Genomic DNA, 20,645 nt, shown 5'->3' with positions numbered 1-20,645 from the left:
ATTTAGGAGTGAATGATCTGTGAAGTATTTTTTGGGAGTGGATGCAGGGGGCAGTAAGACCTACGCAATGATTGCAGATGAACAGGGGAGGCTTCTCGGTGCAGGCAAGGGCGGGAACGGGAATCATCAGCTGAACCGTGAGCAGGCGGAGAACAGCTTGCAGCAGGCTGTAGCGGAAGCCATTACAGCATCCGGGCTGACCAGGGAGCAACTGGATTATTCCTGGTTCGGATTGGCGGGAGCGGACAGAGAGGCTGATTTTAGGATTTTACGGCCGATCATCGGCCGTCTCGGCCTTCCCCGGACGGAGATTTCCTGTGATACCTGGAATGCGTTGCGTTCAGGTACAGAGAAGAATTACGGGATCGTGCTGATTTGCGGCTCCGGCGTGAATTGCAGCGGCAAAAATCCGGCGGGCGAAACCTATCAGTGCGGCGGATTCGGGTACCGGTTCGGGGATTTCGGCGGCGGCTACGACTTGAGTATGGAGGTCTTCCGCAGTGTCCTCAGGGCGGATGACGGAAGAGAGCAGAAGACGGTCCTAAGCGAACGCTTAACTCAGTTGCTGGGCTATTCCAATGTCCCGCAGCTAAGAGAGGATTACCTCGATCATTTCAGAGACCTGCCTCCCCAAATTGCGGAGCTGCTGTTTCAGGCGGCAAAGGAAGGGGACCCGGTGGCCACCGGGCTGCTGGTCAAGCAAGGGGATGAGCTGGGTCTGGCGGCTGCCTCGGCTGTCCGCCGGTTGGCCATGGAGGAGGAATCCTTCGACATCGTGCTTGCAGGTAGCCTGCTGACCAAGGGAGACCGCCCGGGTATCATCCGCCGGGCCATTGAACGAAGAGTGAAGCAGGCGGCGCCGAACGGCACATTAAGGATTTTAACCCGGGAGCCGGTTGTAGGGTCGGTCGTTCTGGCAATGGAAAGCAGCGGGTTGCATGTGAATCAGGAGGTTCTTGATCATCTATCACAGGGTAAGGAGGAGCAATTATCATGGGGGAAACCTTGAAGCTGGTTGTTATCGGAGCGGGGTCGTCGTATACGCCTGAATTAATTGAAGGGATCATCCTGCACCACCAGGAGCTTCCTGTCCGCGAAATATGGCTGGTGGATATTGAAGAAGGAAGAGAGAAGTTACATACGATTACGGAACTGAGCAAGCGCATGATTGCTGAATCCGGACTGCCGATTACCGTTGCAGCGACGCTTGACCGCCGGGAGGCCATTGCCGGAGCGGACTTCGTCTGCACGCAAATCCGGGTAGGGATGCTGGAAGCACGCAAGTGGGACGAATTGATTCCGCTTCGATACGGTGTCATCGGTCAGGAGACGACGGGTCCCGGAGGCATGATGAAGGGCCTGCGGACCATCCCGGTCATTCTGGATATTTGCAGGGATATCGAGGAGCTGGCACCGGATGCCTGGCTGCTGAATTTTACGAATCCGGCCGGAATGGTGACTGAAGCAGTTCACAAATATTCATCGGTTAGAAGCGTAGGCCTGTGCAACTCGCCAATCGGATTTCAAAAGTGGCTCTCCGGGTTCTTCGGACTTCCCATAGAGAAGATCTATGCGGAGTTTGTCGGCATCAACCATCTGCACTGGGTATCCGATGTCGTGATTGACGGGAAGAGCAAGCTGCAGGAGCTTATTGATTACCCCGAGAGCTATAAGGCAAGCAATGTGCCGTTTGATTCCTGGGACCACCGGTTTCTGAACAGTCTGAAAGCTATCCCTTCCTATTACTTGAGCTATTACTATATGACTGATGCGATGCTAGCGGAACAGAAGGAAGCCGCAGCAACGGCCGGATCACGCGCTGAAGTCGTGAAGAAGGTGGAGGAGGAGCTGTTTGAGCTGTACCGGAACGTTGAGCTGAAGGAGAAGCCGGGGCAGCTGGAACAGCGCGGCGGAGCCTATTACTCGGAGGCGGCAGTGCTGCTGATGCGTTCCATTCATAATGATTCGCGCGATATCCAGACGCTGAATGTAAGGAATAACGGAATCATTGATTTCCTGCCGGACGATGCTTCGATTGAGGTGAATTGTATAGTCACCAAGCAGGGTCCGCTGCCGATTCCGCTGCGCAGGGTTCCCCAATCCGTCAGAGGTCTGCTGGCTGCCGTCAAGCAATACGAGAGCCTTACCATTGAGGCGGCTGTACACGGAGACCGGGATGTGGCCCTGCAGGCGATGGTTCATCATCCGCTCATGCCTTCGGTTACCGTAGCGGAACAGCTGCTGGATGAAATGCTGGAGAAGAACAAACCGTTTTTGCCGTTATTTCAATAGAATCGTCCAGAGGAGGTCAAGCGGATGAATACGGCCGGGAAACCGAGCAGGTGGAAGAAGTTTAACAGTCAATTGGATTTGCAGTCTATGGTTTGGCCGGGAATTATCTTTGTATTCATTTTCAGTTACATTCCGATGTATGGCGTGGTTATGGCGTTCCAGCAATACGATATTTTCGGCGGTATGATGAATAGCCCCTGGGTGGGATGGATGCAATTCAGAATGTTCTTCGAGGCGCCGGAGTTCTGGAATGTGATGCGCAACACCCTTGTGATTAGCCTGTTAAAATTGATTATCTCGTTTCCTGCCCCGATACTGCTTGCCCTGATGCTGAATGAAGTCGGGCATATGGGCTTCAAACGTGTGATCCAGACCGTCAGCTACCTACCTTATTTCCTGTCCTGGGTTATTGTATCCGGTTTCGTATTTTCGCTGTTGTCCGTTGATAACGGAACGGTGAACTATCTGCTGGAACGGTTCAATCTGGTCCAGGAGCCGGTTAACTTCCTTGCCGTACCGAAATACTTCTGGTCTATTCTGGTAAGTGTAAATGTCTGGAAGGAGGTCGGATTCGGAAGTATTGTCTATCTGGCGGCGATTGCCGGCATTGATCCGACCCTGTATGAGGCTGCATCTATAGACGGAGCAAGCCGCTTTAAGCAAATTCACCTGATTACACTCCCCAGCATTACCCCCATTATCGTCATCTTTATGATTCTTGCCATCGGCGGTCTGCTCAGTGCAGGCTTCGAGGATATTCTGCTGCTTGCAACCAATCCAATCCTCAGGCCCTACTCCGATGTGATCGACACCTATGTGTACCGCGTCGGGATATTAAATGCCAGATTCTCTTATGCGACAGCGGTAGGGCTGTTCAAAGCGGTAATCAGTGTCCTTCTGCTGGTGACAGCCAACAAAATCGCCCGCCGGGCAGATGTAAGTCTCTGGTAGATACCACAACAATGCTCCATAAACCTTTTAGGAGGGCCGAACAATGAGACTAAGCCTGGGCGACAAAATGATGCAGCGGAGTATTTATATCCTTTTGGCATTGCTGGCGCTACTCATGCTGTACCCGTTTTGGAACGCGCTCGTCATTTCCTTTAATCTGGGGAGCGATACGGCGCTCGGCGGTGTAACCCTGTGGCCGAGAGCCTTTACCCTGGAAAATTATTATATTGTGTTTCAGGATGACCGCCTGCTGAATTCGTTTCTGATCACCATTCTCAGAACGCTCTGCGGCACAGCATTATCCGTATTCTTTACGGCCTTGCTAGCTTACGGCATGTCCAAGAAGACCTTACTTTTCCGCAAGCAATACATGGTGTTCTTCATGATTACGATGTTCTTCAGCGGAGGGCTTATCCCCAGTTATTTACTCATCCGTTCTTTGGGGATGCTGGATACCTTTTGGGTGCTGATTATCCCCGGCATCATCAGCGTCTGGAACATGATTGTCATCCGCACCTTCTTCAGCGCTTTGCCGGAGGGACTGGAGGAATCCGCCAAAATCGACGGCAGCAGCAACTACGGCATTTTCTTCCGGATCGTGATTCCCGTCTCCGGCCCGGTGCTGGCCACGATAGCCTTATTCACCGCAGTCGGTTACTGGAATGACTGGTTTACGGGAGCGATCTACATTACCGAGGATCACCTGCTGCCTATACAGACGCTGCTGCGGCAGGTAATGAACTCCAACATCATGACCCAGATTGGCTCCTCGAATGCGATCGCGCTGGATCATATGAACCGGAATCGGACGATTACCACGAAGTCACTGACTATGGCTACGATGATGATCGCTACTATTCCGATTATCCTGACCTACCCTTTTCTCCAGAAGTACTTTGTGAAGGGCGTGATGGTCGGTTCATTGAAAGAATAGCAGTCCCCATCTTACGTAGAAAGAAGGAAAAAGAATGCGCAAACGCCTGACATGGGTAGCTCTGTTGCTGACTTCGCTGGTGCTGCTGCTCGCTGCCTGTAGCGGAGGGGGGAATTCTGACACTTCACAGAACACAAGCGGGAACAATCTGAATACCGGGGCCGCTACAGATGACGGCAGCGGGATCAAGCCTGTGACCTTCAGCTTCTATGGCAACTACGACTGGCTCACGACATCACCATGGGGGGAGAATGAGGCGACGAAGTGGATTCAGGAGAACCGCAAGGTTACGGTTGAACCGATCCAATCCGGAGGAGCGGCCGGAGAAAAGCTGAACACGATGATCGTCGGCGGCGATTTGCCGGATGTCATTTTTACGGACCGGGGGTCCTCAGTGGAGAGGCTGGTGCAGGCGGGGCAGCTCGTTGCACTGGATGATTACTATGAGAAATATCCGAACTTCAAGAAATATGTGAAGGAATCGACCCTGAATCTGCTCCGTTCCGACGACGGGAAAATCTATCAAATCCCGAACTGGTATACCTCCGGGCAATTCGGCAACGGCGGATGGATGGTGAATAAGGATATCTATAACGCACTCGGCAGGCCGGCGCTGGAGACCTTTGATGACTTGTATCAATATTTGCTCCTGGTGCAAGACAAGTATCCGGATGTAGTCCCTCTGGAGGTTGGGGAGAAGGGTGCAGGTCTGGAGATCATGTATGGCGGCTTCAAGGAGAACTCCACCAGCAAGTTCGTTACACTCATGGGATATCCGGATGGCGATAAGCTGTCATCGATCCTGGATGATCCCGCTTACGAGGAGATGGTGCTGTACATCAATAAGCTGTACCGTGAACGGCTAATTACACAGGATGCGCTGCAGCAAACCCAGGATGCGGTCAAGGAAAAGGTCAATACCGGCCGGGTAGCAGTCATGGTCGAATCCAATATCACTACGTATGGAGCCGAGGGACACCGGGCATTGACAGCAAGCAATCCGGACAGCGGTTATGAAATTATCTGGCCTGTCCACAAAGCAGGAGTAGACAAGACCAAAGTATTTGTAAGCGGCTTTGAGACGCTGGGCTGGAACGTCAGCGTCATTACCAAACAAGCCAAGGACCCGGAGGCTATCTTCGCTTACTTTGACTGGATTACGGGTCCGGAGGGACAGAAGGTGCTATTCTTCGGCCCCAAGGGCTTGTACTGGGATGAGGAGGATGCGGATGGAGCGCCGATTCCAAACGAGAAATACAAGACAACGCCTGCTAACGAGCGTACGGATACGATGCGGAAATTCGAGGACTTCAACTGGGCCGGGAATACGACCTTCATTGATACGGCCAAAATGAGCCTCGAGGCGCTGCTCTCCGCGAACCAGAAATCCTGGGAGACCGTGGCCCAGTCCACCGTGACCTGGAAAACCGCGCTGGACATTACACAATTCGTAAATACCGATCCGCTTCCGGATACGGAGACCGGCATTATCGCACAGAATATCGCAGATATTTACACTCTTGCTTACGCCCAGATGGTTCAGGCGAAATCGGATGAAGAGGTGCTGGCAGCACTGGATACCGCCAGAAAGAACACCGAAAAAGCCGGGCTGGATAAGCTGCTTGAGTTCAGAACTGAAAAATGGCAGGAAAATGTGAAGAAAATGAACCTGACGAAATAACTGCCGTACGGGCAACTGGCCAAATAAAACTATGATGTGGAGGCGATATTATGGCATTTGCATTGAGATCGAGGTTCATGGCAGTGTTAGGCATTGTGTTGGTTTCTTCGGTAGCGGGGGGTTCCCTTCCCCTTCCGGCACAGGCCGAGGAGCAGAGCAATCCCCCATTTGAGACGGAAGTGATTGTACGGACTGTTAACCAGTTCAAGAACTTGGCGGATGTGCAGAATTTCATCGCGCTGTCCACCAGCTACGGGGTCGATGTCATCAGCATGAATGTGAAGCAGGATGAAGATGATGAGGTTCCGTCCGGCAGTGTATTTTATCAGAGTGATATCGCTCCTATTGCCCAGGGCTATCAGAATTTCGATGCTTTGCAGGCTGTCATTACGGCAGCTCATGCCGCAGGCATCAAGGTTCATGCCTGGATTCCCCAGTTCCATGACCAGCAGGCCTTCCTCGCTCATGATGAATGGCAGATGCAGTCGCTGGTGAACGGGGTTCAGACTCCGTTTACGGGCTCTAACGGCAACGAATATTTCGTCAATCCGATTCACCATGAAGTGCAGCAGTATGAACGCTCCATCATTCAGGAAGTGATCGGGAATTATGATGTGGACGGTGTTGTACTGGACTGGATCCGCTTCGACAATTACAACATGGATGTCAGTGATTATACGGTTGCCAAGTATCAGGCGCAGTTCGGGTATTCGCCGCTCAGCATTGACTTCAATACGGATTCGCCGCAGCGTCAGCAGTGGAATGAATGGAGAACTGAACAAATCGGACAGTATGTAGGCGATATCCGTGAGGATATTTCCGAATCCGCGAATCCGGATGTGCAGCTCGGTGTATATATTCTGCCGCCGGAATTTACCGAGGTTGGACAGAATGTAGCCAAGTTCAAGGATGAGATCGACTTTGTCGCACCGATGGCGTACTTCGATGACTGGGAATTCAACAGTGATTGGGTATACAGCACCTCCTACGGTATCCTGAAGGATACCAGTGACGCGATCAGCGGCAGTGATGTGGATATTGTAGCTACCCTGGATAATGACTGGTCCGATGATCAATATCAGGAGGTCTACAAGGGCATCCGCGAGAATTATCCGGGTGTGAAGCGCCTGTCGTTCTTTGCCTACGGGGCCTGGCCGGAAGAGGAACTGGCAAACATCCATGAACGTGAGACCTGGCCGACGCCGGGCTGGACGGCTCCGGTAGAGCAGGACTATCCGGCCCAGCTGCCTGCGGTATGGAAGGCGCGGAATATCGGTTCCATGCCGGGGAACGCCACCTACAATGCTTCCAATAAGCAGTTTACACTCAGTAGCAGCTCTACGGATATTTGGGGGAATGGGGATCAGCTGAATTATATCTACCAACCCGTGAGCGGCAATGCGGAGATTGTGGTTAAGGTGCAGTCCACCAGTTGGCTGGACGGCTGGGCCAAGGCCGGCATTATGATCCGGGAGTCCCTGAGCCATAATTCCAAGCACGCGGATATGATGCTTACCCCATCGAATGGGGCCACCTTCCAGTATCGTTCAGAAACTGCGGGAACTATGGCCGATCATACGGCAACTGCCTCAGCTCCGAAATGGCTGAAGCTGACAAGAACCGGCAATACGTTCAAAGGGTCGATTTCGGCAAATGGGAGCAGCTGGCAGACGGTCGGAACCATTCAGATCCCGATGAAAAGCAAGGTGTATATCGGGATTGCCCTCAGCAACCCCGGGAATGACTCGCGGAACAAGGCCGTGTTTGGAAATGTAAAGGTTACGGATTAAGGAGGTATGCATATGACGATGCCGTTAAGGGAACGGCAGTATTACTTTCGGGACTATTACGATCAGGGTGAAGAGTTGGTGGTGGAAGGGCAGCAGTTGAGAATCGAGCTGACTTCAAAGTTCTCCATGATCCAGAAGTGGGAGTGGCCGCTTGCCGCCGAAGGCCCGATTGTGATCCTTGAGCCGTCTGGAGAAAATGAGGAAACACCTGAACCTGGAAATATCAAGCTGGAACTTAAATATGAGAGATCGCTTAAAGCGGATGGCTATCTGCTGGATATCCGTAAGGACGGCACAGTTACGATAGCTGCCTCTAATAAGAGGGGACTACGGTATGGAATGGATGCTCTGCACCGGCTGCTGAGCCTAGATGAAGGCAGGTGCCGCTTGCCTGTGGCGACCATTCACGATGAGCCTTCTTTTCCAGTCCGCGGCATTATTGAAGGCTTCTACGGCACACCGTGGAGCTTCGAGGACCGGATGGATGCTGTGCGTTATCTGGCGGCTCATCGAATGAATACCTTCATGCATGCTCCCAAGGATGATCCTTATCACCGCGAGCTGTGGCGTGAGCCTTATCCTGAGGCGATGTTTGAGCAGATTCGTGAGCTGAAGCAGGAGTGCGATGCGCAGCTGGTGGACTTCTATTATTGCATTAGTCCGGGGAACGATCTGCAGTTTCGCAGTGAAGACGATTTTGCCAGTCTGGAAGCGAAGCTGGGGGGAATGATCGCCATGGGGGTGCGGCATTTCGTCCTGCTGATGGACGACATCGACTACGCCTTGTCAGGGGAGAACCTTCATTACCTTGAGCGCTCCGGACTGGCACACGCTTATGTGGCCAACCGTGTCTACGACTATTTAAGCCGTCAATTGCAGAAGGTTATGCTGGTGATGTGCCCCTCTGAGTACTGGTCCTCCTGGGATACCGAATATAAGCGGGATATCGGTGAGAAGCTGCATTCGGAGATCAAGGTATTTTGGACTGGCTCTGCCGTTTTTGCCCGGCAAGTCGGGAGCAGGCATGCACGGGATAATTACAGCCATTACGGACATGAGCTGTGGCTGTGGGACAACATACCTGTCAATGATGCCGACTATGACCGGTTGTTTCTGGACCCGGTCCGCGGGCGTTATTCCCGGCTTGGCCAGACCGGACATCAGGCCGTGGTAGCGAATCCGATGGTGCAGTGGGAATGCTCCAAGATTACACTGAACACCATGGCCCACTATATGTGGAACAGTGAGCGTTATATGCTTGAGCTATCCTGGGAGCTGTCGGTCCGCGAATTTGCCGGAGAGCTGGCAGACGACATGATGTTCTTCTGCCGCCAGAATCTCAATAGCCAGCTCTATAGCGGTGGATATGAGGAATTGAAAGAGGCTGTGCAGAGCAGAGATATACGCTGGCTTGACGCGTATTTCGACCGACTGGAGAGCGTCTCCTACCGGTTGCTTGAAATGGAGAATTCCAAGTTCCAGACAGAAGCAGAACCCTGGCTGCAAAGAGCCCTGGCGGATGTAGAGCTGTGGAGAGCCTTGCGGCAGAAGATTGCCGGAACGGCTAAACCCGGGGCCGGCGAAGAATTGCGCAGGCGGGCCGAAGCTTGCCGGGCCTTTAAGGTCCGGCTGGGGAGTGATCCCGCCTGGATGGCAGCCGAGGCCTGGGGACTTGCTGCCAGGGAAGGCAAGAAGGGATACCGGCTGATTTTGGAGGATGAGGTGGTAATCTAAGCGCTTATTGATCCTGATTAATGCAAGTACCGTACAAAAATCAAACGTAATTGCTGGAAATATTGCCGCCATACTCCAATGACAATACGTGTAAGCCTTCCTTTTCCCTTCGGGGTGAGGGGAGGTTTTTTGTTTACCAAAATCACGGAAGAGTGAGTTAGATCACCATCTGAATTTTATCAAATGATAAATTATTTCATGAATTCAAGCAGATCAAAACAGACAAGATTAAGGGCATTGCACAACCACCAATTGTGAAGTCATTTCATGCGGAATCACAAATTATTGATCTGCCAAAGGTTAGTAGAGACGTAGTGAGTAAAGAGAGTATATTGCACTGTATAGAGCAGAGAAGAAGTACACGCTTCTATTCGGCCGACACGCTAAGTCTGGAGGAGCTGTCCTATTTATTGTGGGCCACCCAGGGAATTACTGGAATGAACGTACTCCAGATAATCCACGGCACTCTGATTAATTTTATCGTCACTCGCCTGGAAGGAAGCGCCGAACACGGCGAAGTAAGGCAAGGCGATTGCTCCAACATGGATGGCACTGGCTTTGAAAGGCGCGATCACTTCATCTATGGTAAAAGAAACAGAGCCGGCTGGCTGGTAGTTTTCCTTTTTATCGCCGATGGTCATAGCTATGCCCAGCTTCTTACCCTTCAGCTTGTTTCCGCTTGAGCCGTAAGCCCAGCCGTGAGTGAACACATCGTCCAGCCATTTTTTCAGCAGCGGGGGGTAGCTATACCAGTATAAGGGGAATTGGAAAATAATCAGGTCATGCGCCTCCAATAAACGCTGCTCCCGCAGAACATCGATGCTCCAGTCCGGGTACTCCTTGTAGAGCTCGTGGACCGTAACGTCCTCCGGATGCAGCAGCAGCTCTTGTCTCCATCTCCGGTTCACTCTTGAAGCCTCTATATCGGGGTGTGCCAGGATTACCAGGGTTGTCATTAGGGATCACCTTTCCGGTGTATAATTTGTGTTGTGCAGCTGTTTCTATTATTTTGTAAGCCCCCGAAAATGTAAATACACACAATAAAGTAACAAGGTTACCTCAAGGTGTGCACTAGACTTTGCCGGATATTATGGCATGCTAAGAGAAGCAGTGTTCAAATTAGGGCAAAGGAGGTACGGGGGATGAAGCAATATCATTTAGGGATCGAGGCAACGCTTGAGATTATCGGCGGGAAATGGAAGTCGCTGATCATATGTATACTGATGTCGGGGACCAAGAGGACCAGTGAACTGCAGCGCAGTATTCCGGGCATCTCGCAAAAAGTTCTAATTCAGCAGCTTCGTGAGCTGGAACGGGACGGGATCATCGGCAGAGTGGTCTACAGCCAAATGCCGCCCAAAGTGGAATATTACATCACCGAGTATGGAGTGACAGCCAATGAAATCATTGACCTGATGTGCTCCTGGGGCAGAACCAATATTGCGATCCGGCAGAAGCGGGGTGAGGAAGTCATGCTGCTTGATAAGGACTCTGAATAGGAGCAGAACTGATGTACTAATCTATTGACAATGGTTTGATATCAAACTATAATCCATGTATGGAGACCAGAGACGCTATTTCACTTATATCCAAGATCCGCGAGAAGGTTAACCGCTTCATCGTTCAAGAGATGGCGAAGCAGGGAGTAGAGGACATTGCCACCTCTCACGGAGATATTCTCTATGCGCTGCTGTCTAAGCACAGACTGACCATGGCCGGGATCTCGGCACATATTCATAAGGACAAATCTACGGTTACAGCACTTGTGGATAAGCTGGTCCGGCTGGGACTGGTTAAGAAGGAGAGGGATCAGGAGGACACACGGTACGTATACGTTACTCTAACCGGGAAGGGGAAGGCGCTGGAGCCGGTATTTGAATCGGTCTCTTCTGCTATGCTGAAGCAGTTCTACCGCGATATCACGGAAGAGGAGCAGACAATTTTGCTGGCGATTTTAATAAAAATCAATCATAATTTCTAAAAATTTGGTGTGATAGTTTGATATCAAACTAATTATAGAGAGGACATTATAATGAGAGACTACACTGATGAATTACCGCCGCATACAGAGAAATATGTCGGTGAGCATGATCTCTACCTGGAGATTTATAAGGGAGAGGAGGCGGGAAAAGGCCAGGAACAGGAGAATAAGGTACCCCTACTGTTTGTACACGGTGCCTATACCGGAAGCTGGATGTGGAGCAAGTACATTCCCCATTTCATCCGTGAAGGCTGGACCTGTTATGTGATGAATCTGAGAAGTCATTACCGGAGCCGGGTGCTGGATATGACGCAAATTACCTTTGAAGATTATCTGGAGGATATCCATGAAGTGATGCGGGTGATCCAAGCTGAATGCGGAGTTGCTCCTGCCCTAATCGGGTTCAGCATGGGCGGAATTCTTAGCCAGAAGGTGGCGGAGACAGCCGGGCTGGCCGGACTTGTGTTGATTGATTCGAGTCTATGCAGAGAGGTACATGAGGAGGTTCCTTATACGGATATCGTTAAGACAGTACCGGGTAACGTAGTACCCGCACCGGTCCGCGAAGAGGAGATCAGCCTGGATGAGACGGTAGAAGACATAGCGTTTCAGCGAAAATACCTGACGATGGAGTCCGCCAAGGCGTTTCGAACCTTTTCTTATCATTTCGGGGCAGCAGGGGTATCCGTAGACAGCGGGTTCATTACTTGCCCTTGTCTGGTGATCCATGCCATTAACAGTGATGAGGATGAGCACCGGGGCAGAGCTAATGCAGCGTATTTCCGCGCAGCCTACACAGGTCTTTGGAACACCACCCATACCGGCCTTCTCGTAGGACAGCGCTATCAGGAAGCGGCACAGACGATCCTGCGGTGGTTAGCAAGATAATGAATCTATATAAATTGGACTAAAAAATTATAGTTAAAGGAAAAGTGGTGGAGGGGAATTTTGGAACTGGAGTAGCGGTAGCGTCCGTCTTTGTATGCGGATTTCAACCGTTAAAAACGGGATACATCGAGAAATCTGCAGACAACAGCGGCCGGAAGTCCAAAACTTCTCTGGAGTCACGTTTAATCCTAAAACCTAAAGATCATTAGTTCAATTTATCTACTGCAACAAATAAAAGGCCGCCTGAGCCGGGATGCTCCCGTTCCTTAGCGGCCTTAACCTAATAGGTGAAGGGTGTTCTATATATACATCTAACTGGAAATTAGTGAAATTTGACAGTCTTGATGCGCGATTCCTGCTCGTAAGTTAGCGGGCTTGGCGTTGGCGGTGTGTGCAGATGGCGGTGTGCGCTGTATTCCATTCTCCGGTAATCCTCTTCTCCGGAAGCCATCCCCGGCTGCCACATCCCGGTTACCCAATTCTTCAGTTCCTTAATTCCTGCCAGCATTGCATTCATCCTCCTTGGCGATGAAATACGGTAATGAACCTCTGGGACATCTCTTTTGGTTACGCTTTCATTATAGCATACATAATCCAAAAAGCAATGAAATGTCCGCCTGATAAAGACAAATAAATAAGGAATAATGTTGTGATAACTGGGTTTGTATTTGTATAAGAGAACAATGTCCTCGTGAGATGGACTATATGCAGGCAACAAAAAAGCGGCAGCCGGGAGGGCGGTCGCTTCGGGGCGGGATGTTATGCGGAAGCAGCTAAACGTTTCAATTCAGCTTCCTGATCTATAGAACGCCGGGCCAGTATATCCAGCGTTGCGTCATGTCCTCGCAGGCTTCGGTCGATCCGCTCCAGAGAATCCCGGCCAGCAACGACTTCAGTATTCACTTCGGACACCGCCTGTTGAATAAGCGGGATTAGCTTCGTATCTTCCTTGATGCTTTCGATATCATCCTTGATGGTAACGATGTCGGTCTTGATGTTTTCAATTTCATTCTTGATGCTTTCAATTTCATCCTTGATGATAACCAACTCGCCAACAATTTCAGACTTAAATGTAGCGAATTCTGACTGAAGATTTTTAACATCGGACTTGATGCCTGCAATTTCGGTCTTGATTCCTGAGATTTCGGTCTTAATTCCTGCAATTTCAGACTTCATTCCGTTAATTTCGGACTTTACTCCTTGCAGCTCGGCAAGAATCTGCTGGAGAATTACATCGCTCATAGGGCACAGCTCCTTAGATAGGGTTGGAATAGGACTGCTGCTTGAAGGGGGGATACCTGCGGAATAGGTACAGGTCATTATAGCATATTTGCGTCATTATTGGGTGCTGCTGTAAAAAGAATTCCATGAACATATTGGACATTAGAAAACTGATACTTAAATTTATAAATATACAAAATAGGACAATGGGTGTACTATGTATGTGAATAAATTCGCATGAAGCGTAACCGATAAGAGATGGGGGAATTAAGATCCATGAAGACAAGAAACTGGAAACACCTTATGAAGCTAGTCGTGCTGACTGCTGCTGTCAGTGTAGTAGCTGCCGGATGCGATAGCGCAAATCAGGCAGGAAATGCCAAAGATACTAATACAGGAGCTGCTACAGCTGTAGCTGCTGAGGCCGTTACGATATCGCTGGGACTGCTGCCATCCATCGATGCAATTCCTTTTATTATTGCCCATGAGCAGGGATTTGATCAGAAGCATCATGTGAACCTGGATATCCAGACCTTCAAGAGCGCGAAGGATCGTGATGTGGCTTTTCAGGCGGGTAAGGTAGATGGCCTCAGTGCGGATCTGGTGGCAATCTCGATCTATAATGAAGCAGGACTTGATGTCAAAATCACGAGCACGACCACAGGTGAATTCGACCTGCTGACCGGAAATGATGAAGTGAAAGAGGTAAAGGATCTGAAGGGGAAGACCGTCATCCTGTCCAAGAACACCTCAACCCAGTATACCGTTGCCATGATGCTGAAGCAGGCAGGCCTGACAGAAGCCGATATTACTGTAACGGAAGTGCCGCAGATTCCAACGCGTCTGGAGCTGCTTAAGAATCATAAGGCGGATGCGGCTGTTTTGCCGGAGCCTTTTGTCACCATGGGCCGTACTGCCGGTCTGCGCGTTCTCAGCTCCACCCATAGTGCGGGGATCAATCCGTTTGTGCTGGCTTTTCCACAGAGTGCCATTGATGCCAAGGGTCAAGGAATCCGCGATATGTACGCCGCTTATGATGAGGCTGTCGATTATATGAAGACGCATGACCAATCGGAATATATCGACCTGATTATTAAGGAAGTGGGCTATCCCGATACGCTGAAGAATGAGATTAAGGTGCCGGAGTATCTGCCTGCGAACCAGGTAGATGTGAAGGAAGTGGAGGCTGCTTTTGCCTGGGCCCGTGAAAAAGGACTGTTGACCAAAACACTATCGGCTGAAGATGTGATCTCCGATGTCCAGTTTAAAAAATAGCGGTCTCCGCATTAATCAGCTCCATGTAGCTTATCAGAACGGGCAGCTGGCCCTGGGGGAAATGAACCTGACCCTGCCGGAGCACGGGATTTATACGGTGATCGGTCCCTCGGGCAGCGGCAAATCCACGCTGCTGCGGGCGATTGCCGGACTGCTGCCCGGTTACGAAGGCGAACTGCTCTTCAATGGCAGATCTGTCCATGACAAGGACACGCTAATCGGGCTCGTGCCGCAGAATTATGGCCTGCTGCCCTGGAAGACGGTCAAAGACAATATCGGGATTGCGATGCGGATCGCCCGTCCGGGCGGGGCAGGCCGGGGTAGGCGGGAGCAGGACCGGCAAATTATGCACTGGCTTGAATCCATGGGAATCGCCCAGCTCGCCGGCCGGTTTCCGCTCTCACTGAGCGGCGGTCAGCAGCAGCGGGTGGCCATTGCCCGCGCCTTTGCCATACTGCCGACGCTTCTGCTGCTGGATGAGCCGTTCTCGGCGCTGGATGCCATTACGCGGGAAGAGCTGCAGCAGATTTTTATCGACAACTGGCAGGCGCATCCGGCGACCACGCTGTTCGTGACCCACGATGTGGAGGAGGCGATTCTCTTGGGACAGAAGATTATCATCATGCTGCCGGGCCAGCAGGAGCCGCCGGAGATTCTCGATAACGCTGCTGTATTTGCCATGAAGCATTCCCAGAAGCGGGAGAGCGAGGAGTACTTTATGCAGTCAAAGAGAATCCGAAAGGTAATGATGGAGAAATGGTAAAACGACGGCGTTTTGTTCACCTGCTGCGCCTGCTGCTCGTTTTTGCCGGAATGAATGCGCTCTGGTATGTCGCTTATCTGCTCATGAATCACGCGATTCTTCCCAGCCCGGGCGCGGTCTATAAGGCAATGTTTCAGCTTGGGGCCCATGATGTGGCGCTGAATGTCGGCTACAGTCTGATGCGCATCACTGAAGGTGTGCTGCTGGCTCTGCTGCTCGGTCTGCTGGCCGGTCTGCTAATGGGCCGCTCTCCTTTCTGGAACCGGATATTGGACCCGGTCGTCTATCTGACCTATCCGATTCCCAAAATTGCGCTGCTGCCGGTGGTTATGCTCTTCTTCGGTCTCGGAGAAACCTCCAAGGTGCTGATGATTATGCTGATCCTGCTGTTTCAGGTCATTATCTCGGTACGCGATGGTGTGAAGGCTATTCCTGAGAGTACTTATGATGTCCTGACGAGTATTGGTGCCAGCACGATGCAGAAATTCTGGAATGTGACGCTTCCCGGCGCTTTATCGGTGATCCTCAGTACGATTCGCATTTCGCTGGGTACAGCGATTTCCGTACTCTTTTTCACCGAAATCTACGGCACGGAGCATGGCATGGGCTTCTTTATCATGGATGCCTGGCTGCGGCTGGACTACCCTGAGATGTATGCCGGAATTATGCTGTTCAGTCTGGTGGGATTCGTGCTGTTCCTGCTGGTGGATGTGCTGGATTACAGATTCATGAAGTGGCGGAGATAGTGTTTGAGTGGGAGCAACGTGAGCACTTGGGTGGACGCTGCGCGAACGGACCGTTGTTCCAATCGCTGTGGTCTCCAGATTTTTTTTATTCCCCTATGTGGTGAAAATCCGGAGACCAAGGCGACCGCTGCCGCTTCTACACAATCGTTCCGTCCTCTCCGCTGTTTAAGCGGTATACAATACATCTAAGTTTCAAAAACTCAAAAAGAAATCGCCCTTTTGGTAAGATGGAAGATCGACCATCCATCCCAAAGGGGCGATTTCTTTTTTATGGACTATATAAGACGAACTAAAGAATTAACAAAAAGCAAAAAGAAACGGAGGGGGAATTTGGAACTGTAGGAGCGGAAGCGACCGCCTGAAAGCTTTCCGAAGGAAAGCTCGCATCGTAAGCAAAAGCTGTATTTGGATTTCTACCGCGAGCAGCGGTTTCAATCAGGAAATTCAAATACAATAGCGGCCGGAAGTCCAAATGTTCACCGCAGCGACGACCAAGCTTTGAGTTCTAATCTTAAGGGCATCTTATAGAGCTTTTCTTTCTAATATAGATTATTTACCGAGCTGCTTATCGACTTCCTTGACAGGATTCTCGCCGACATTCTCTTCGGTCTTGACACTGCTCATGAACCAGCCTGTAGCTGCAATGATGATCAGAACTACATAGAAGGTCAGTTTCCACCAGGTGCTGTGTGCGAAGTCTTCAGACAATACACCCAGAGCAGGATGGGCCAGCGTGATGACTGCGAGCTTAACCCCTACCCAGCCGACGATGAAGAAGGCAGCAACCTCAAGACCCGGACGGGTGTGAAGCAGCTTAACGAAGAAGGAAGCAGCGAACCGCATAATCACGAGACCAATGAACCCGCCCGCGAAGATTACAAGGAACTGTCCGCCGTCGAGGCCGCCGATGTTGCGGATACCACTTGCCGGAAGAGCAACGGCCAGGGCTACGGCTGCGAGGATGGAGTCTACAGCAAAGGCAATATCTGCTACCTCGACCTTAAGTACGGTGAACCAGAAGCTGGCTTTCTTCTTATTTACAGCTCCAGGGCTTCCGCTTTCAGCGGCGTCTTCCGTGACCGGCTTAGCGAATAACACTTTTCGGAAGATGTGATTCCCCGCGATAAATAACAGATATAGCGCACCGATGGCTTGTACCTGCCAGATGTCTACCAGATAGGAGATGACGAACAGCGATCCGAACCGGAACACAAACGCTCCAGCCAATCCGTAGAACAATGCCTTCTTACGTTCCTCATCAGGAAGATGCTTAACCATAATTGCGAGTACAAGTGCGTTGTCTGCGGCAAGCAGCCCTTCCAGTGCTACGAGAACGAGCAATACCCATCCGTACTCTAATAATAATCCCCAATCCATTGCTGTTTCCTCCTCAAGTGGGTTTAGCTGCTTTTTGAGAAACTAACGGTGATACCATTAGTTTAACCAAAAATATATATAAAAAAGACCTTTACCAAACAGATTAGCCTTTGGAATAAAGGTAACCTGGTTGGTAAAGGTCTCGCTAACAATAATCTATTGCCGATAAAACCGGAGAATATCCTCATATTCTCGTATTGACGATTTTATCTAACAGCTACTCCCCTTTACGGGATTATATGAAATTTTAGGTGATTCGTTTCTGGCTAAAAGTATCATATCCGAGTTAAGAGGTGTTGTCAATGTTTTTGTAAGAACAACTATCAATAGAAATGACAGGCCTGAAAACGGAAACATGATAAGTGTGAGTCATGTAAGTTGACATGTCATATGGCGAAACTGCAAACAAAAGGAAATGAAGGGCAAAACGAACGTTGGACTAATTGACGATCCCCGGTAATGAAAATATGATGAAACTAATTAAAGCGGCCAAGTGAAATTAATGTTAGATAAAATAACATTAACCAAAACAAAGGCTATTTGAACCATAAACTTTTAGGAGGTGGGAAATGATGCAGCCGTCATGTCTATCAAGTGAAGCGGAAGAGGAGATTAGCCGCCACCCTTGCTACAGCGAGGAGGCCCACCGTTTCTATGCCCGGATGCACATCCCGGTTGCTCCCGCCTGTAACATCCAGTGCAATTACTGTAACCGCAAGTTCGACTGTGTGAATGAGAGCAGGCCGGGCGTGGTCAGTGAGGTGCTTACTCCGGAGCAGGCGGAACGCAAGGTGCGGGGAGTTGCCGCTGGGCTGATGCAGCTCTCGGTCGTGGGTGTAGCCGGCCCCGGAGATCCGCTGGCGAACCCGGAGCAGACCTTCGATACCTTCGCCCGGGTCAGGAAGCATGTGCCTGATGTCTCTCTCTGTCTCAGCACTAACGGACTCACGCTGTACCGGCATGTGGATGAGATTATGGAGCTGGGCATCCGCCATGTCACGATCACCATCAACGCCATTGACCCTGAGGTCGGCCAGGCGATTTATCCCTGGGTGTTCGATGAAGGCGTACGGTACGAAGGCAGAGAGGCAGCCGAGCTGCTGATCCGCCGTCAATTACTGGGACTTGAGATGCTGGCGAAGCTGGGGATTCTGGTCAAAGTGAATTCCATTATGATTCCGGGGATTAACGATCATCATCTGACTGCAGTGTCAGCGCGGGTAAAAGAGCTCGGAGCCACGCTGCACAATGTAACACCGCTTATTCTCGCACCGGGCAGCCAGTATGAAGCGGATGGCCGTAAGGCACCCCGTCCGAAGGAATTGCTTAATTTGCAGGAGCAGCTGGGCCGTGACGGGATGAAGGTGATGCGTCACTGCCGGCAATGCCGGGCCGATGCGATCGGGCTGCTGGGCCAGGACCGCAATCCCGATTTTCCGCTCGAAGCGATGGAGGCTGAGCCAGTCATTAATGAAGAAGCCCGGGCGATGTTCCAGCGTGAGCTGGACACCAAGATCCGCGAGCGCGTCTTGGCCAGACAGGCCAGACGCATTCAGGCCGGCGGGCCGAAGACACGGGTCGCGGTTGCCACCAGAGGCGGCGACAAGGTGAATCAGCATTTCGGTCATGCCACTGAGTTCCTGGTCTACGACACCGACGGAACGGATGTACAGCTCCTGGGTGTCCGCAAGATCCAAGCCTATTGCCATGGCAAGGCCGATTGTAACGGTGACAAAGCAGCTACGCTGCAAGAAATTATATCAATTCTAAGTGACTGCCGTATTCTTCTCTGCTCCGGCATCGGCGAGGCCCCAAGGGCCAGCCTGAACGCAATCGGTGTCCTGCCTCTTGTCCGCAAAGGCGGCATTCAGGAAGCCATTCTCGAAAGCGTGAAGTACAGCTCTTATTTTGAAAAACTAAACATTTCGAAGGGATGATGAACAATGAGACAAATCGCGTTCTACGGTAAAGGCGGTATCGGTAAATCGACAACTTCACAAAACACCCTGGCTCAGCTGGCAACCAAATTCCAACAAAGAGTCATGATCGTAGGCTGCGACCCGAAGGCGGATTCCACCCGTCTGATCCTGAATACCAAAGCCCAGAACTCCGTGCTGGAGCTGGCGGCTGAGCTTGGCTCCGTAGAGGACCTGGAGCTTGAGGATGTGCTGCAGACAGGCTTCGGCGACATTATCAACGTAGAGTGCGGCGGGCCGGAGCCGGGGGTAGGCTGCGCAGGACGCGGGATTATCACTGCGATCAACTTCCTGGAGCAGGAGGGCGCCTATCAGGATCTGGATTTCGTCTCCTATGACGTACTGGGTGACGTAGTATGCGGCGGATTCGCCATGCCGATCCGTGAGGGCAAGGCCCAGGAGATCTATATCGTCTGCTCCGGCGAGATGATGGCGATGTACGCAGCGAACAATATCGCCCGAGGTATCCTGAAATATGCCACTAGCGGCGGCGTAAGACTCGGCGGCCTGATCTGCAACAGCCGGAATACAGACCGTGAGGATGAGCTGATCATGGAGCTGGCCTGCCGCCTGAACACACAGATGATTCACTTTGTTCCCCGCGACAACATCGTTCAGCATGCCGAGCTGCGCAGAATGACCGTAGCCCAATATAATCCTGAGCACCAGCAGGCGAAAGAATATGAAATATTGGCCGAGAAAATCCTCAATAACAAAATGCTGACGATCCCTACCCCGATCTCGATGGAAGAGCTGGAAGAGCTGCTGATGGAATTCGGCATCATTGAAGATGAAGAAGCTGCGATCAAGAAGCTGGCGGCTTCCGGGCAATAAGGCTTACTAAAGAACTTAACAAAAAGCGTAAAGAAGCGGAGGGGAAATTTGGAACTGGAGGAGCGGTAGCGTCCGCCTGAAAGCTTTCCGCAGGAAAGCTCGCTTCGGAAGCATATGCAGTCTCCGGATGTTATCCGCTAAGCGGAATAATAAAAAACATCTGGAGACAACAGCGGCTGGAAGTCCAAATGTTCACCGCAGT

The 20,645-nt window shown here is 51.2% G+C and carries 19 protein-coding genes; 15 read left to right on the top strand and 4 right to left on the bottom strand.

Translation table 11 applies throughout. The features are described 5' to 3' along the window. Positions 1-19: 19 nt before the first annotated feature. From NST69_RS24660 to NST69_RS24630, 7 genes are read left to right on the top strand one after another with little or no spacing between them, the layout of a single operon-like run. Complete coding sequence (locus tag NST69_RS24660; protein WP_342547414.1) at positions 20-1,009, top strand: BadF/BadG/BcrA/BcrD ATPase family protein; 990 nt, start codon at positions 20-22, stop codon at positions 1,007-1,009. After that, positions 994-2,292, top strand: coding sequence for a 6-phospho-beta-glucosidase (locus NST69_RS24655; RefSeq protein WP_342547412.1), 1,299 nt, complete (start codon positions 994-996; stop codon positions 2,290-2,292). The genes NST69_RS24660 and NST69_RS24655 overlap by 16 nt, the downstream gene beginning before the upstream one ends. Positions 2,293-2,316: 24 nt before the next feature. Next, on the top strand, positions 2,317-3,243 hold the full coding sequence (locus tag NST69_RS24650; RefSeq protein ID WP_209876049.1) for an ABC transporter permease subunit: 927 nt from the start codon (positions 2,317-2,319) through the stop codon (positions 3,241-3,243). 43 nt (positions 3,244-3,286) lie between these two features. Then, positions 3,287-4,177, top strand: coding sequence for a carbohydrate ABC transporter permease (locus NST69_RS24645; protein ID WP_339250777.1), 891 nt, complete (start codon positions 3,287-3,289; stop codon positions 4,175-4,177). A 34-nt stretch (positions 4,178-4,211) separates the two neighbouring features. Beyond that, complete coding sequence (locus NST69_RS24640) at positions 4,212-5,858, top strand: extracellular solute-binding protein (RefSeq protein ID WP_340950502.1); 1,647 nt, start codon at positions 4,212-4,214, stop codon at positions 5,856-5,858. Between the two features lie 50 nt (positions 5,859-5,908). Further along, positions 5,909-7,648: a family 10 glycosylhydrolase gene (locus tag NST69_RS24635; RefSeq protein ID WP_340980180.1), complete on the top strand. Its 1,740-nt coding sequence runs from the start codon at positions 5,909-5,911 to the stop codon at positions 7,646-7,648. Positions 7,649-7,660: 12 nt separating this feature from the next. Then, complete coding sequence (locus tag NST69_RS24630; RefSeq protein WP_342547409.1) at positions 7,661-9,382, top strand: beta-N-acetylglucosaminidase domain-containing protein; 1,722 nt, start codon at positions 7,661-7,663, stop codon at positions 9,380-9,382. A gap of 407 nt (positions 9,383-9,789) precedes the next feature. Here the strand turns inward: NST69_RS24630 and NST69_RS24625 are convergent, their stop codons facing one another. Continuing rightward, positions 9,790-10,338: an NAD(P)H-dependent oxidoreductase gene (locus tag NST69_RS24625; protein WP_342547407.1), complete on the bottom strand. Its 549-nt coding sequence runs from the start codon at positions 10,336-10,338 to the stop codon at positions 9,790-9,792. Between the two features lie 186 nt (positions 10,339-10,524). Between NST69_RS24625 and NST69_RS24620 the strand changes: the two genes are divergently transcribed. Genes NST69_RS24620 through NST69_RS24610 form a run of 3 tightly spaced genes read left to right on the top strand, consistent with a single transcriptional unit; the run spans position 10,525 to position 12,251 of the window. Beyond that, a complete protein-coding gene (locus NST69_RS24620; RefSeq protein WP_340980176.1) occupies positions 10,525-10,881 on the top strand; it encodes a helix-turn-helix domain-containing protein in 357 nt (118 codons plus the stop codon). 59 nt (positions 10,882-10,940) lie between these two features. Beyond that, the gene (locus NST69_RS24615; RefSeq protein ID WP_342547406.1) at positions 10,941-11,363 is read left to right on the top strand and encodes a MarR family transcriptional regulator; all 423 of its coding nucleotides are present in this window, start codon (positions 10,941-10,943) and stop codon (positions 11,361-11,363) included. A gap of 51 nt (positions 11,364-11,414) precedes the next feature. Further along, positions 11,415-12,251: an alpha/beta hydrolase gene (locus tag NST69_RS24610; RefSeq protein WP_342547405.1), complete on the top strand. Its 837-nt coding sequence runs from the start codon at positions 11,415-11,417 to the stop codon at positions 12,249-12,251. Between the two features lie 322 nt (positions 12,252-12,573). Here the strand turns inward: NST69_RS24610 and NST69_RS24605 are convergent, their stop codons facing one another. Continuing rightward, positions 12,574-12,759: a hypothetical protein gene (locus NST69_RS24605; protein ID WP_036723496.1), complete on the bottom strand. Its 186-nt coding sequence runs from the start codon at positions 12,757-12,759 to the stop codon at positions 12,574-12,576. Positions 12,760-13,010: 251 nt separating this feature from the next. Further along, positions 13,011-13,493: a hypothetical protein gene (locus tag NST69_RS24600; protein WP_342547403.1), complete on the bottom strand. Its 483-nt coding sequence runs from the start codon at positions 13,491-13,493 to the stop codon at positions 13,011-13,013. Positions 13,494-13,748: 255 nt separating this feature from the next. Here NST69_RS24600 and NST69_RS24595 point away from each other — a divergent pair, with 255 nt between their 5' ends. Genes NST69_RS24595 through NST69_RS24585 form a run of 3 tightly spaced genes read left to right on the top strand, consistent with a single transcriptional unit; the run spans position 13,749 to position 16,256 of the window. Beyond that, positions 13,749-14,747 (top strand): ABC transporter substrate-binding protein, encoded by a 999-nt coding sequence (locus NST69_RS24595; protein ID WP_342547402.1) that lies wholly within the window; start codon positions 13,749-13,751, stop codon positions 14,745-14,747. After that, positions 14,728-15,510 (top strand): ABC transporter ATP-binding protein, encoded by a 783-nt coding sequence (locus NST69_RS24590; RefSeq protein ID WP_342547401.1) that lies wholly within the window; start codon positions 14,728-14,730, stop codon positions 15,508-15,510. Before NST69_RS24595 ends, NST69_RS24590 begins: the two co-directional genes overlap by 20 nt. Then, complete coding sequence (locus NST69_RS24585) at positions 15,504-16,256, top strand: ABC transporter permease (protein ID WP_342547400.1); 753 nt, start codon at positions 15,504-15,506, stop codon at positions 16,254-16,256. Before NST69_RS24590 ends, NST69_RS24585 begins: the two co-directional genes overlap by 7 nt. 549 nt (positions 16,257-16,805) lie before the next feature. Here the strand turns inward: NST69_RS24585 and NST69_RS24580 are convergent. After that, a complete protein-coding gene (locus NST69_RS24580; RefSeq protein ID WP_076083072.1) occupies positions 16,806-17,633 on the bottom strand; it encodes a TerC family protein in 828 nt (275 codons plus the stop codon). Positions 17,634-18,202: 569 nt separating this feature from the next. On the opposite strand from NST69_RS24580, the gene nifB reads away from it, so the two are divergent. Next, on the top strand, positions 18,203-19,570 hold the full coding sequence (nifB, locus tag NST69_RS24575; RefSeq protein WP_339311394.1) for a nitrogenase cofactor biosynthesis protein NifB: 1,368 nt from the start codon (positions 18,203-18,205) through the stop codon (positions 19,568-19,570). 6 nt (positions 19,571-19,576) lie between these two features. Next, entirely contained in the window at positions 19,577-20,443 is an 867-nt protein-coding gene (gene nifH / locus NST69_RS24570; protein WP_342547399.1) for a nitrogenase iron protein, read from the top strand. Positions 20,444-20,645 lie beyond the last annotated feature (202 nt).

The organism is Paenibacillus sp. FSL P2-0089 (assembly GCF_038595095.1).
GTDB classification, from domain to species: Bacteria; Bacillota; Bacilli; order Paenibacillales; family Paenibacillaceae; genus Paenibacillus_AQ; species Paenibacillus_AQ silagei.
The sequence above is the reverse complement of the archived record's forward strand: the minus strand, read 5'-3'. Positions and strand labels throughout refer to the sequence as shown.

Excerpts from the sequence above, each read along its gene's own strand:
- nifH (WP_342547399.1), top strand. The coding sequence starts at position 19,577 with ATGAGACAAATCGCGTTCTACGGTAAAGGCGGTATCGGTAAATCGACA.
- NST69_RS24630 (WP_342547409.1), top strand. The coding sequence starts at position 7,661 with ATGACGATGCCGTTAAGGGAACGGCAGTATTACTTTCGGGACTATTAC.
- NST69_RS24620 (WP_340980176.1), top strand. The coding sequence starts at position 10,525 with ATGAAGCAATATCATTTAGGGATCGAGGCAACGCTTGAGATTATCGGC.
- NST69_RS24600 (WP_342547403.1), bottom strand. The coding sequence starts at position 13,493 with ATGAGCGATGTAATTCTCCAGCAGATTCTTGCCGAGCTGCAAGGAGTA.
- nifB (WP_339311394.1), top strand. The coding sequence starts at position 18,203 with ATGATGCAGCCGTCATGTCTATCAAGTGAAGCGGAAGAGGAGATTAGC.
- NST69_RS24645 (WP_339250777.1), top strand. The coding sequence starts at position 3,287 with ATGAGACTAAGCCTGGGCGACAAAATGATGCAGCGGAGTATTTATATC.
- NST69_RS24605 (WP_036723496.1), bottom strand. The coding sequence starts at position 12,759 with ATGCTGGCAGGAATTAAGGAACTGAAGAATTGGGTAACCGGGATGTGG.
- NST69_RS24585 (WP_342547400.1), top strand. The coding sequence starts at position 15,504 with ATGGTAAAACGACGGCGTTTTGTTCACCTGCTGCGCCTGCTGCTCGTT.
- NST69_RS24625 (WP_342547407.1), bottom strand. The coding sequence starts at position 10,338 with ATGACAACCCTGGTAATCCTGGCACACCCCGATATAGAGGCTTCAAGA.
- NST69_RS24640 (WP_340950502.1), top strand. The coding sequence starts at position 4,212 with ATGCGCAAACGCCTGACATGGGTAGCTCTGTTGCTGACTTCGCTGGTG.
- NST69_RS24590 (WP_342547401.1), top strand. The coding sequence starts at position 14,728 with ATGTCCAGTTTAAAAAATAGCGGTCTCCGCATTAATCAGCTCCATGTA.
- NST69_RS24595 (WP_342547402.1), top strand. The coding sequence starts at position 13,749 with ATGAAGACAAGAAACTGGAAACACCTTATGAAGCTAGTCGTGCTGACT.
- NST69_RS24580 (WP_076083072.1), bottom strand. The coding sequence starts at position 17,633 with ATGGATTGGGGATTATTATTAGAGTACGGATGGGTATTGCTCGTTCTC.
- NST69_RS24655 (WP_342547412.1), top strand. The coding sequence starts at position 994 with ATGGGGGAAACCTTGAAGCTGGTTGTTATCGGAGCGGGGTCGTCGTAT.
- NST69_RS24635 (WP_340980180.1), top strand. The coding sequence starts at position 5,909 with ATGGCATTTGCATTGAGATCGAGGTTCATGGCAGTGTTAGGCATTGTG.
- NST69_RS24610 (WP_342547405.1), top strand. The coding sequence starts at position 11,415 with ATGAGAGACTACACTGATGAATTACCGCCGCATACAGAGAAATATGTC.
- NST69_RS24615 (WP_342547406.1), top strand. The coding sequence starts at position 10,941 with ATGGAGACCAGAGACGCTATTTCACTTATATCCAAGATCCGCGAGAAG.
- NST69_RS24650 (WP_209876049.1), top strand. The coding sequence starts at position 2,317 with ATGAATACGGCCGGGAAACCGAGCAGGTGGAAGAAGTTTAACAGTCAA.